Origin of the sequence: Azonexus sp. IMCC34842, from assembly GCF_050368855.1 — a bacterium.
Lineage (GTDB): Bacteria > Pseudomonadota > Gammaproteobacteria > Burkholderiales > Rhodocyclaceae > Azonexus > Azonexus denitrificans_A.
Genome location: NZ_CP178449.1, coordinates 4,367,353 through 4,379,964, shown reverse-complemented (window position 1 = coordinate 4,379,964; position 12,612 = coordinate 4,367,353). Strand labels below are relative to the sequence as shown.

Here is a 12,612-nt window from a genome sequence, read left to right as displayed (position 1 = left end):
CTGTCGCCGCCTCAAAACTGGTTGACCACGGCGCCGAGCAGATTGCCGAGATTGGCCGTCAACGCGGCGGTCTCGGCGACCGTGGCGGAATTTGGCCGGCTGATCAGGATCGAGGCAGTGGCGTGTGCGGCGACGATCTGGGCATCGGCCAGCGCCGCCGACGGCGTATCGATCACCACCACATCGAAAGCCTGTCCGGCTTGCGCCAGCAGGTGGGCGAGCAGCGGCCGGGAAAGCAGCTCGCGCGGATTCGGCGGCGTCGGTCCGGCCGGCAGGACGACCAGGCCGCCCAGCCGCGGGATAGGCACCGCCGCATGCAAGCCGGTCAGGCCGCACAGCGCCGAGGACAAGCCGGCCCGGTTGTCGAGTTTGAACAAACTATGCTGCCGGGGGTTGATCAGATCGGCATCGACCAGCAAGGTGCGCTGGCCCAGCTGGGAAAACAGCACGGCGAGGTTGGCGGCAATGAAACTCTTGCCTTCGCCGCGCCGGGCACTGACCAGAGCCAGGCTCTTGCGCCCCTGTTCCCGCCCCAGCCAGTAGAGCATCAATTGCGACCGCAGGTCGCGCAGCGCTTCGATCAGCGCATCCCGTGAGCCGAAGGCGGCCATCACCTCGGCCGACACCGAGTCATCGCCGGCGCCCAGGCAGGTGTATTCGAACTGGCGCGAAAGGCCGAACAAAATGTCCTCGGCGTCGAGCATGCCCAGTTGCCGGGCGGCTTCGCCAAAGCGCAGACCCTCCTGCTGCTGCAACTCGACGACGCTGGCTACCTGCTGCGGACTCAGCCGTCCGGCATCGACCAGGATGGCGCCCAGGGAACGCGTCGGCGCCAGAAAATCCTTTACGCTGTGCGGTTGATTCATATTCATCATGAAGGCTCCGGCCGGAATGGCGCAGGTGTGCCGCTGGCCGGACCGGACGCCAGACCGGGCCTGCCGTGCGCCGGCCCGCCGCGCCGCCCGAGCAGCCTGGCCGGGGGTGAGACAAGCGGCTTGGCCGTGCCATCGATCGGCGCCGACAGATGGCGCAACCGGCCGGCCGGCAGCACCGCCAGTACCGGGATGTCGAGCAATTCGGGCAGATCCCTGGCGCTGCGCAGCCGCCGGTTGAGTTGTTCGAGCAGCAGGGCCAGGCCCATGCCCAGCAGGCCGCCGAAGAAGACCGACAGCACGGTGTTGAGGAGAATTTTCGGGCTCGACGGACTGGACGGTTCGGTCGCCACCGTCAGCATCGCCACGTTGGTTTGCGGCGTCTGGCTTTCGAGGCTGGTTTGCGCCAGGCGCTGCGTCACCATGTCGTAGTCGCGCTGGGCCGATTCGACGTCGCGTTGCAGCACCGCCACGCTGTCGCGCTGCGCCCGCAGTTCAAGGACTTTCTGCTTCTGCGTATCGAGCGCGCCATGCACTTCCGCCTCGCGGGCCGCGCTCATCCGGTCGGCACTGCCGAGGGAGCTGGCGATCTTGCCGGTTTCCTTGGCGATCTGGGCCTGCAGCGCGGCGATCTGGGTCACCAGCTCGATGTATTCCGGATGGTTCTCGTGCACGCGATTGCCGAGTTGCTGCCGCTTGGCATCGAGATCGGCAAGCCGGCTCTTCAGGCCCTGGATCAGGCCGTTGCCGATGACTTCGGGCAGGATGTCGGAATCGCCGGCCTGGCTCTGCCGTCCCCGGGTTACCGCGCGCTGGCCCTGGACCTCCACCAGTTGGCTCGACAGCCCGGTCAGGCGGGCCGTCTCGACATCCAGCTTTTCATCGGCGACGACGATGCGGTGCGCTTGCTGGTAGGCCGAAAGCCGCTGTTGCGCCGCTTCCAGCTTGTTGCGGAACGATCCGGTGCGCTCGCCAAACCATTCGGTGTATTGCTTCGCCGAACCGACTCGCAACTCCAGGTTGGTATCGATATAAGCCTGGGCGAAAGCATTGGCGACCGCCGCCGCCGTCTGCGGACTTCTCGCCGTATAGACGATCGAGACCACGTTGCTTTCATGGGTCGGCAGCACCTTGAGATGCTGCTTGATCGACGCAGCAATCCACGCCGGCAGGGAGCCCTGCCCGTTGGTCGCCGCGATCCACTGACGCCGCAAGTCGGCATCCTGTTCCAGCTTGAGCAGGGCGACAGCCTTTTGCGCCACGCGATCGGAGAGGATGATGTCCACCTGGGTCGACATCAGGCTGGATGCCGCGGTTATCGGCAGCACTGCGCCGAGAACCGGGTCCGCCGGCCGGGCATCGACCACCACATCGGCTTCCGCCGTATATTTCAGCGGCAGCAGAAGGTTGGCTAGCAGGGTCAGCAGCACGACGCCGAGCAGCACGCCAGCCACCAGTTTCCAACGGCCGCGCAGCACCAACAGAAAACGTTGCAAACTCACAACCCGCCCCGCATCTAAAGCGTACGCGGCAGGCGACGCAAGGCGATCAGGCCAAGCATGCCAAGCGACGAAAGCACCAGGGCATAGGTTTTCGCCAGGCCGGCCGGCGCTACCGGTCCGCGTTCGACAGCCGGCAGGCTTGACAAGATATCGCGGGCCAGCGGCAACTCAGACTGAAACACACTACCGACATCGAGCCTTATGCTCTGGAACTGGCTGACATCCGGGGCTCTCACCGCAAGCTCGAAGACAGCCGGAGGGCCGGCTGACGAGACAGTGGAATGGGCCAGTACAGTCCCCGACTCGGCCATCACGAAACCCAGCGCCAGCGCCGGCCATACTTTCCCTATCTGCATACCCATGATCGCACCTCGGTGGAATTCCATGAAAACCACCTTAATGTTTCAAATCGGTACCGTATGTTCGCTGTCACACAAAGGCGGGCAACCTCTGGCCGCGCCGGGGCGACTGATGCCGGTGTCCGTCGCCGATAAATTGCCCGTCAAAGGGGCTGGCAAAGGCTCACCTGGCGTAGCCGCTAAGGCAATGCAGACGCGCGAAATGAAGGCGGCTTGGCTACCAGTTCTTCGAAAATGAACTCCAGAGCACGGCGCAACGCCGGCATTACTGCGGCCATATCCAGCTTGGGATTACGAATGGTGCGAATACTCAAGCCCTCGCACAGGGCATAAAAAATTTCGAGCGGACCATCCAAATCGGCTTCCTGGAAATCGATATCGCGAAACCGGAGTCCATCCCGGATCAATTCCCGGAAGTGCTCCATGGCTTTTTGGTCAGCCGCCTGAACAATGCTGGCTACCGCCGGATTGCGCGCTGCCTCGGCAACAATTTCCAACATCAGCGGTGCATTCCGGTCGTTCAGCGTTTCTTCAATAACGAACTGCGCGTCCATTGTGGCGTGCAACAGATCGCCACCGGAACTGTTCTCGCGGAGGCGCTCGACAAGCGTCAGGAGATGCAGCACCTCCCGATCGACGATGGCCGAGATGATGGCTTCCTTGTTCTCGAAATAATGGTAGATATGGCCGACGCTCATCCCGGCCGCTTTTGAAATCTGCACCATGCTCGTGTTGTGAAAACCATGCAGCCGGAAGCAATCGGTTGCCGCATCCAATACCTGGGTCTTGCGCAGTTCGGCGCGAGGCTGTTCCGGCGGTTGATTGGCATTTGCATTCATTGCTTTTCCTCTTGTCTTCCCCGACGATTATTCTCGTCCTTGATGGCCAGGACCTCCGACGGAGATCTACCATTGGCTCAATCGTGAGATCCCTTGACCGCTACAAAACAAGTTCCTGGCGATTGGTTCAAGGCATTGGTTATCTTTTAATTCTAATATAGAATGAGCGCTCGAACTAGAATGAACGTTCACTCCATTCATGCACTCTCTGTCGTTGGACGGAAAGTTCTTCGCCCTTTCACCTGTGGAACGAGGTTGGCTATGGCAATCAAAATCAAGCGGCTGCTCCCGGCCGGCGTCGCGTTGGTATTCAGCGCTGTCATGCTGAGCGGCTGTGGTCGCCAGGCAGCCCCGGAGGCGGCCGCGACGCCGCCGGAAGTCGGGGTAATGGATATCCAGGCGCAAGCGCTGACGCTGACGACCGAGCTGTCAGGCAGGACCTCGGCCTATCTCGTTTCCGAGGTCCGCCCCCAGGTCGGCGGGATTATCCAGAAACGGCAGTTCGTCGAGGGAGCCGAGGTCAAGGCCGGGCAACCGCTCTATCAGATCGATCCGGCAAGCTATCAAGCCACTTACGACAGCGCCCGGGCCAGTCTGGCCAAGGCGGAGGCAAGCCTGGTCAGTACGCGCAACAAGGCTTCCCGATATGAAGAGCTGGTGGCCATCAAGGCGGTCAGTCAACAGGACAACGACGACAGTCAGGCCGCCCTGAAACAGGCGCAAGCCGACGTGGCCGCCGCCAAAGCCGCAGTCGAAACGGCCCGGATCAATCTCGACTATACCCGGGTAGCCTCCCCGATCTCGGGACGGATCGGCCGTTCCAGCGTCACCCCGGGGGCCTTGGTAACGGCCAGCCAGGCATCGGCACTATCCACCGTGCAGCAGCTCGATCCGATCTACGTGGATGTGACGCAGTCCAGCACCGAGCTGCTCCGTCTCAAGCGTGACCTCGCCAGCGGCCAGCTGAAGCCGGCCGGTGCCAATCAGGCGGCCGTCAAACTGCTCCTCGAAGATGGCAGCGCCTACCCCCTGCCCGGCAAGCTGCAGTTCTCCGATGTCACGGTCGATCAGAATACCGGCACCATCATGCTGCGCGCCGTCTTTCCCAACCCCAAGGGCGACCTGCTGCCCGGCATGTATGTCCGGGCGGTGCTGGAAGAAGGCGACGAGGCCCAGGCCATCCTGGCGCCGCAGCAGGGCGTGACCCGCGACACCAAGGGCAACCCGACGGCCCTGGTAGTTGGCGCGGACAACAAGGTCGAATTGCGTGTCCTCAAGACCCGCCGGGTGGTCGGCGACAAGTGGCTGGTCAGCGAAGGCCTCAAGGCCGGCGACAAGTTGATTGTCGACGGCCTGCAAAAGATCGCGCCGGGCATGGCGGTCCACCCGGTCTCCGCGGACAAGGCCGTGCCGGCTGCGCCGGCCGCCGCCGCGCAACATTAAGGGGCATTTCATGTCGCGTTTCTTCATTGATCGGCCGATTTTTGCCTGGGTGATCGCCATCGTGATCATGCTGGCCGGCGTGCTGGCCATCCGCACCCTACCGGTTTCCCAGTACCCGCCCATTGCCCCGCCGGCCGTGTCGATCAGCGCGTCCTACCCGGGCGCCTCGGCCAAGACGGTTGAAGACACCGTCACCCAGGTCATCGAGCAGAAGATGAAAGGCATCGATCATCTGGCCTACATGTCTTCCGCCAGCGACTCCTCCGGGACCGTGACCATTACCTTGACCTTCGACTCCGGCACCAATCCCGATGTCGCCCAGGTCCAGGTCCAGAACAAGCTGGCCCTCGCCACGCCTATGCTGCCGCAAGAGGTACAGAAACAGGGCGTTCAGGTCGCCAAGGCCACGTCGAATTTCCTGATGGTCCTGGGTTTTGTCTCCGAAGATGGCAGCATGACCGATATCGACCTGGGGGATTACGTCGCCTCGAATATCCAGGACGTCGTCGCCCGGATCAACGGGGTCGGCGAAACCCAGCTCTTCGGCAGCAAGTACGCCATGCGGATCTGGCTCGACCCGGCCAAGTTGCAGAACTATCGCCTGACGACAAGCGATGTCAGCGCTGCCATCACGGCGCAGAATGCCCAGGTTTCCGCCGGCCAATTGGGCGGCATGCCGTCCATCAAGGGACAACAGCTCAATGCCACGGTCACCGCGCAGAGTCGGTTCCAGACGCCCGAGCAGTTCGGCAACATCATCCTGCGCACGACGGCGAACGGCGCCATAGTCCATTTGCGCGATGTCGCCCGGATCGAACTGGGCGGCGAAAGCTACGACATCGTCTCGCGTTACAACGGCAAACCGGCGACCGGTCTGGCCGTCAAGCTCGCCACCGGCGCAAATGCGCTGGATACCGCCGATGCGGTCAACGCCAAGATGAAAGAGCTGACGCCGTTCTTTCCGGCCGGCATGAAGGCGGTGGTGGCCTACGACACGACGCCTTTCGTCAGGATCTCGATCGAAGAAGTGGTCAAGACGCTGGTCGAAGCCATCGCCCTGGTCTTCCTGGTGATGTACCTCTTCCTGCAGAATTTCCGCGCCACGCTGATCCCGACCATCGCCGTTCCGGTCGTACTGCTGGGCACCTTCGGCGTGCTGTCGGCCGCCGGCTATTCGATCAACACCCTGACCCTGTTCGGTATCGTGCTGGCCATCGGCCTGCTGGTCGATGACGCCATCGTCGTCGTCGAAAACGTCGAGCGCGTCATGAGCGAAGAGGGGCTGTCGCCGCGCGAGGCGACCAAGAAGTCGATGGGCCAGATCACCGGCGCCCTGATCGGCATTGCCCTCGTGCTGTCCGCCGTATTTGTCCCGATGGCCTTCTTTGGCGGTTCGACCGGCATCATCTACCGGCAGTTCTCGATCACCCTGGTCTCGGCCATGGTCCTCTCGGTCATCGTCGCGCTGGTCCTCACCCCGGCCTTGTGTGCGACCTTGCTCAAACCCGTGGACAAGGGCCATACGGCAGGCGAAGGCGGCCTGCTGGGCGGCTTTTTCGCCTGGTTCAACCGGATTTTCGACCGCACCAACAGTGGCAGCCAGTCGGCGATTCAGCGCATGCTCGGGCGCAGCAAGCGCTACCTGTTGATCTACGGCCTGATCATCATCGGCATGGGCGCACTGTTCATGCGCCTGCCGACGGCTTTCTTGCCGGATGAAGACCAGGGCTTCCTGATGGCCCAGGTGACGCTGCCTTCGGGCGCCACCACCGAGCGAACGCTGGAAGTCATCGAGAAAGTCGAACGTCATTTTCTCGAAGAGCAGAAAGAAGCCGTCGATTCGGTCTTTACCGTCATCGGCTTCAGCTTCGGCGGCAGCGGGCAGAACAACGGTCTGGCCTTCATCAACCTGAAGGACTGGAGCGAGCGCAAGCGGCCGGATCTCAAAGTCGCTGCCGTCGCCGGCCGGGCCATGGGCTACTTCTCGACCTTTCGCAATGCCATGGCTTTCGCTTTCGCTCCGCCGGCCGTCGTCGAATTGGGCAACGCGACGGGCTTCGACTTCCAGTTGCAGGACCGCGCCGGCCTCGGCCATGAGAAGCTGATGGAAGCGCGCAACCAACTGCTCGGCATGGCGGCGCAGAACCCGGCCTTGATCGCCGTCCGGCCGAACGGCCAGGAAGATACGCCGGAATACCAGCTCGACATCGACCTGGCCAAGGCCGGCGCCCTGGGGCTGAGCCAGTCCGACATCAACAACACCCTGCAGACCGCCTGGGGGAGTTCCTACGTGAACGACTTCATCGACAAAGGCCGCGTCAAGCGGGTCTTTCTGCAGGGTGATGCCACGGCCCGGATGCAGCCCGAGGACTTCAACAAATGGTATGTCCGCAACAGTGCCGGCGAGATGGTACCGTTCTCTTCCTTCGCCTCGGCCCACTGGGCGTATGGCTCGCCGCGGCTGGAACGCTACAACGGCCTGGCCTCCGCCGAAATCATGGGCGATGCGGCAGCCGGGCGCAGCACCGGCGAAGCCATGGCGCAGATGGAGGAAATGGCGGCCAAACTGCCGCCCGGCATCGGTTACGAATGGACCGGCCTGTCCTACCAGGAACGCATGTCCGGATCGCAGGCTCCCACCTTGTACGCCATTTCGCTGCTCGTCGTCTTCCTGTGCCTGGCCGCCCTCTATGAAAGCTGGTCGATCCCGTTTGCGGTGATGCTGGTCGTCCCGCTCGGCGTCATCGGCTCCCTGTTCGGGGCATCGCTGGCCGGTTTGTCGAACGACGTCTACTTCCAGGTCGGCTTGCTGATGATCATCGGTCTATCGACCAAGAACGCCATCCTGATCATCGAATTCGCCAAGGAGCAGATGGAGGATGGCAAGGAACTGATCGAAGCGACGCTGGAAGCGGTTCGCCTGCGCCTGCGTCCGATCATCATGACTTCCCTGGCCTTCATTCTCGGTGTACTGCCGTTGGCCATCTCGAGCGGCGCCGGCTCCGGAGCCCAAAACGCGATCGGCATCGGCGTGATCGGCGGCATGCTGAGCGCCACCTTCCTTGCCGTGTTGTTCGTCCCGCTCTTCTTCGTCGCCGTGCGCCGTATTTTCAAAGGCAAGCCGACGATTGCCCAGGAGGATCACTGATATGTCCCGGACCATTCTCGCCGCCGCGGTGGCGACTGCCCTGATCAGCGGCTGCACGACGTTGGCCCCCGACTATTCGACGCCGGCCGCGCCGGTCGCCGCCCAATGGCCCGGCGGGGTGACTACCACGGTCGCGGCATCGCCGGCGGAACTCGGCTGGGAGAGCTTTTTCACCGACCCCAAGCTGCGCCAGCTGATCGCCCTGGCGCTGGCCAACAACCGCGACCTGCGCGTCGCCGGGCTCAATATCGAAAAAGCCCGCGCCCAGTACCAGATCCAGCGTGCCGATCTGTTCCCGAGCATCAACGCCAGCGCCAGCGGTACCAACCAACGCATCCCAGCCAGCCTGTCGAATACCGGGCAGGCGGTGATCTCGCATGAATACAGTGCCAGTCTCGGCTTTGCCTCCTACGAACTGGATTTCTTCGGGCGCATCCGGAGCCTCAAGGACCAGGTGCTGTATCAGTTCCTGGCTACCGAAGAGGCACAGCGCAGCGCCCGGATCAGCCTGATCGCCGAAGTGGCAAACGCCTACCTGACGCTGGCCGCCGATAGCCAACGCCTCAAGCTGGCCGAAGAGACCTGGCGTAGCCAGCAGGCTTCCTACGCGCTGACCAAGCGGCGCTTCGAGCTGGGCAGCAGCTCGGCGCTGGACCTGCATCAAGCCCAGACCAGCGTCGAGTCGGCACGGGCCGACGTGGCCCGCTACACCGGCCAACTGGCCCAGGATCGCAATGCCCTGGTTCTGCTGGCCGGCAACGATCTGCCGGAAGAAATGCTGCAGACCGACGCACTGGCAAGCGTTTCCGGCATCGCCGACATCCCGGCCGGCTTGCCGTCGGCCCATTTGCAGCGGCGTCCCGATGTGCTCCAGGCCGAACGCCAGTTGCAGGCGGCCAATGCCAACATCGGCGCGGCCCGCGCCGCCTTCTTTCCGAGCGTCAGCTTGACGGCCAGCGGCGGCTCGGCGAGCAACCAACTCGCCGAGTTGTTCGGTTCAGGCTCCGCGGCCTGGCGCTTCGTTCCCCAGATCAGCTTGCCCATTTTCGATGCCGGGCGGATCAGGGCCAATCTCGATGTCGCTAAGGTACAGGAACAGATCAGTCTGGCGCAGTATGAGAAAGCCATCCAGACCGCGTTCCGCGAAGTCGCCGATACCCTGGTGCAGAACGTCCCCTTGCAGCAACAACTGGAGGCCCAGCAGGCGCTGGTCGAGGCGACTTCCGCCAGCCATCGTTTATCGCGCGCCCGTTTCGACAAGGGCGTGGACAGCTATCTTTCGGTACTCGACTCGCAACGCGCCGAGTATGCGGCCCAGCAAAACCTGATTACCGTCCGCCTGGCCAACTATGGCAATCGCGTCACCTTTTACAAGGTGATGGGCGGCGGGGCTTTATGAGCGGGCGCCATCAACCGGCGGTTTGCCCGAGAGGCCGGGCAAGATGCGCGAGTGAATCGACCCAACCGGCTCGTTCGCGCTAACCGCTCGCCGCCATCTGGCGACCGCATGACTGCCCTGGCCGACCGTTGGCGCGAATATCGTTTCGGCCCTGGCGAGCATTCCTAAAATGGAAGATGAAAAGGCTGGCGAAATTCCGTTTCGCCGTCGCTTGCCCGATCGCGCCGCTTCGGTTGTCAGCGGAAGGCGCCTTGGGCATCACCATCACCTGGAGCGCATTGCCATGCTTACCCTCTCAGAAGATGCCCTGGCCCTGATTGCCGAGCGCCAGCAGCCGGTCTATATCGACGTGCCGGAAACCATCGAAGGCTGCTGCCTGGAAATCACCACCTGCCCGGCCGTCCGTTTCGGCACGCCGCGCCAGGCCGACCAGCATGCGCTGACCCGGATTCAGGGCGCCGATATTTTTGTCCCGTATTGCTTCCCGAGCCGGCAGGAACTGCTGATCCGCGCGAAAACCTTCTGGGGCCGCCACTATCTGTCCATCGACGGCTGGAAGCTCGTCTGAGCCAGGCAACCCGGCCGGACCTCAGAGCAGTCCGAGTTTTTCCTTGAGTTCGCCGAGCAGGCGGCGGCTGACCGGTATCCGGTGGTTGTTGCGGGTGATGATTTCGACCGTGCCGGCTTCGAGAAAACTGATTTCCTTGATCTGCTCCGGATTGACCAGATATTGCCGGTGGCAGCGCAGGAACGGGGTCTTTTCTTCCAGGGTGCGCAGCGTCAGTTCGGTGAAATGTTCGCTGCCGTTGCCGATCGTCACATAAACGCCGCTGGCTTTCGAGGTGGCGTACTCGATGTCGTCGATCTTGATCAACAGCACCCGGTGGTGGCCGGGACAAGGAATCTGCTTCAACGGTGCCGCCGCATTGAACAGCGCCGGACTGGGCGTCCGGTCGCGGCGCAGGCGCTTGAGAGTGACATCGAGGCGGACCGGATCGATCGGCTTCAGCAGATAGTCGAAGGCATTCTGATCGAAAGCCTGCAAGGCGTATTCGTTGAAGGCCGTCAGGAAGACGACGCGCGGCATTTTCTCCGGGTCGAGCATGCCCAGCATTTCGAGGCCGCTGACGCGCGGCATCTGGATGTCGAGAAAAATGACCTCGGGGTTCAACCGGTTGATCGCCGAAATGCCCTCGATCGCATTGGCGCACTGCCCGAGAATCTCGATGTCGGGCTCCTTGCCGAGCAGGCGGGCGATTTCTTCGCGGGCCGGCAACTCGTCGTCGATGATCAGAACCTTCATGCGTGATAGCCCTCCAGTGCAGTCGGTGCGTCGCAAGGCTTGAGCGGCAGCTTGAGTGTGACACACGTAAAGACGTCGCGTTCGCACGCCACCTCGAGCCCGAACGAAGAACCGTAACGCATGGCGATGCGCCGCTGTACCAGATGCATGCCGAGTCCTGTGCCGCCGGAGGATTCGACATACAGGCCGGCATTGTCTTCGACGCTCAACAACAGCATATCGTCGCTCGCCCTGGCCGAGATGCGGATGCGGCCGACGCCGAGCAGTTGCGAAGTGCCGTGCTTGATGGCGTTCTCGACGACCGGCTGCAGCGAAAAGGCCGGCATGCGGATATGGCGCAAATCGTCCGGGATATCGAAATCGACCACCAGCTGGCCGAGAAAACGCGCCTGTTCGATTTCAAGGTAGGCCGTGACGTGTTCGATTTCCTCATTGAGACTGGCCTCTTCGCTCGGCCGCTTGAGGTTGTTGCGAAAGAAGGTCGACAGGTTGAGGACGAGATGGCAGGCCCGCTCCGGGTCGCGCCGGATAACCGCCGACAAGGTGTTGAGGGCGTTGAACAGGAAATGCGGATTGACCTGGGCGTGCAGCAATTTGATTTCCGACTGGGCCAGCAACTCGCGTTGCCGCACGTAGCGGCCGGCCAGGATCTGGTTGGAAAGCAGGCGGGCGATCCCTTCGCCGAGCGCCCGGTTGATGGTCGAGAAAAGACGGGTCCGCGGTTCGTAGAGCTTGATCGTGCCGATCACCCGGTTTTCCTCGCCGAGCAGCGGAATGATCAGCGACGCGGCGAGCGGACATTTGGCGCTGATCGAGCAGCGGTACGCCACTTCGTTGCCGTCGGCGTAAACCACTTCGTTGTTCTCGATGGCCCGGTGGGTGAGCACCGAATTGATCGGCGTGCCCGGCACGTGATGGTCGCTGCCGATGCCGATGAAGGCCAGCAGGTTTTCCGTATCGGTGATGGCGACGGCGCCGACCCCCGTTTCTTCGTAGATGATCCGGGCGACCAGGGTGCTGGTGTCGATATTGAACCCGGAACGGAGCAGCCCTTCGACGCGCGCCGCGATGGCCAGCGCCTTGGTCGAAAAGACGCTCGACTGGCGCTCGTAAAGCTGGCGCCGGTCGAGCAGGATGCGCATGAACATCCCGGCGCCCAGCGCGTTGGCGACCAGCATCGGCACGGCGATCTGCTCGACGAGGTGTTTGGCCACGCCGGGCGGCTCGACCAGCAGCAGCAGGACCAGCATCTGCGCCACTTCCGCCGCCAGCGTGACGAGGGCCACCGCAAGCGGATTGAACAGCAAGCGGAAGTGCCCGCGCTGCGTCATGTAGCGATGGAAAAGCCCGCCGATCAGGCCTTCGATGACCGTCGACACCATGCAGGCGAAAGCCGACGAACCGCCCAGCGAATAACGGTGCAGGCCGCCGGTGAAACCGACCGCCAGCCCGACCGACGGCCCGCCGAGAATACCGCCGAGAACGGCGCCGATGGCGCGCGTATTGGCGATCGAATCGTCGATCTTCAGCCCGAGATAGGTGCCCATGATGCAGAACAGCGAGAACACGACATAGCAGGTCACCCGGTGCGGCAACTGGATGGTGACGTGCATCAGCGGGATGAAAATCCGGGTCCGGCTGAGCAAATAGGCGATGACCAGATAGACGCAGGTTTGCTGGAGCAGCGTCAGGGTCAGTTCGATTGAGTCGAGAATCATTTGCGCATTCTATGCTGACAAATGAGGCG

10 protein-coding genes are annotated in these 12,612 nt (G+C 62.8%); 4 read left to right on the top strand and 6 right to left on the bottom strand.

All coding sequences use genetic code 11. From position 1 onward, the window contains the following. Positions 1 to 11: 11 nt before the first annotated feature. The 4 genes from ACLIKD_RS20910 to ACLIKD_RS20895 all read right to left on the bottom strand — a co-directional run bounded on the left by ACLIKD_RS20910 (position 12) and on the right by ACLIKD_RS20895 (position 3,572). Entirely contained in the window at positions 12 to 872 is an 861-nt protein-coding gene (locus ACLIKD_RS20910; RefSeq protein WP_428826553.1) for a polysaccharide biosynthesis tyrosine autokinase, read from the bottom strand. Further along, positions 872 to 2,374, bottom strand: a complete 1,503-nt coding sequence (gene epsF, locus ACLIKD_RS20905; RefSeq protein WP_428826552.1) for a chain length determinant protein EpsF — start codon at positions 2,372 to 2,374, stop codon at positions 872 to 874. The genes ACLIKD_RS20910 and epsF overlap by 1 nt, the downstream gene beginning before the upstream one ends. Before the next feature lie 14 nt (positions 2,375 to 2,388). Next, positions 2,389 to 2,760 (bottom strand): hypothetical protein, encoded by a 372-nt coding sequence (locus ACLIKD_RS20900; RefSeq protein ID WP_428826551.1) that lies wholly within the window; start codon positions 2,758 to 2,760, stop codon positions 2,389 to 2,391. Between the two features lie 152 nt (positions 2,761 to 2,912). Further along, the gene (locus tag ACLIKD_RS20895) at positions 2,913 to 3,572 is read right to left on the bottom strand and encodes a TetR/AcrR family transcriptional regulator (RefSeq protein WP_226418209.1); all 660 of its coding nucleotides are present in this window, start codon (positions 3,570 to 3,572) and stop codon (positions 2,913 to 2,915) included. Positions 3,573 to 3,833: 261 nt separating this feature from the next. Here ACLIKD_RS20895 and ACLIKD_RS20890 point away from each other — a divergent pair, with 261 nt between their 5' ends. The 4 genes from ACLIKD_RS20890 (at position 3,834) to ACLIKD_RS20875 (ending at position 10,130) form a co-directional block, all read left to right on the top strand. Then, the gene (locus tag ACLIKD_RS20890) at positions 3,834 to 5,015 is read left to right on the top strand and encodes an efflux RND transporter periplasmic adaptor subunit (protein WP_428826550.1); all 1,182 of its coding nucleotides are present in this window, start codon (positions 3,834 to 3,836) and stop codon (positions 5,013 to 5,015) included. A gap of 10 nt (positions 5,016 to 5,025) precedes the next feature. Continuing rightward, on the top strand, positions 5,026 to 8,163 hold the full coding sequence (locus ACLIKD_RS20885; protein WP_428826549.1) for an efflux RND transporter permease subunit: 3,138 nt from the start codon (positions 5,026 to 5,028) through the stop codon (positions 8,161 to 8,163). A 1-nt stretch (position 8,164) separates the two neighbouring features. After that, positions 8,165 to 9,562 carry an AdeC/AdeK/OprM family multidrug efflux complex outer membrane factor gene (gene adeC / locus ACLIKD_RS20880; RefSeq protein WP_428826548.1) on the top strand — a complete coding sequence of 466 codons (1,398 nt, stop codon included), beginning with the start codon at positions 8,165 to 8,167 and terminating at the stop codon, positions 9,560 to 9,562. Positions 9,563 to 9,845: 283 nt separating this feature from the next. Then, complete coding sequence (locus tag ACLIKD_RS20875) at positions 9,846 to 10,130, top strand: CC/Se motif family (seleno)protein (RefSeq protein WP_428826547.1); 285 nt, start codon at positions 9,846 to 9,848, stop codon at positions 10,128 to 10,130. Positions 10,131 to 10,151: 21 nt separating this feature from the next. Here ACLIKD_RS20875 and btsR read toward each other — a convergent pair whose 3' ends face one another. Together btsR and ACLIKD_RS20865 are read right to left on the bottom strand one after the other, a co-directional pair. Continuing rightward, positions 10,152 to 10,865 (bottom strand): two-component system response regulator BtsR, encoded by a 714-nt coding sequence (gene btsR / locus ACLIKD_RS20870; protein ID WP_226418204.1) that lies wholly within the window; start codon positions 10,863 to 10,865, stop codon positions 10,152 to 10,154. After that, on the bottom strand, positions 10,862 to 12,583 hold the full coding sequence (locus ACLIKD_RS20865) for a LytS/YhcK type 5TM receptor domain-containing protein (protein ID WP_428826546.1): 1,722 nt from the start codon (positions 12,581 to 12,583) through the stop codon (positions 10,862 to 10,864). Before ACLIKD_RS20865 ends, btsR begins: the two co-directional genes overlap by 4 nt. Positions 12,584 to 12,612: the final 29 nt, after the last annotated feature.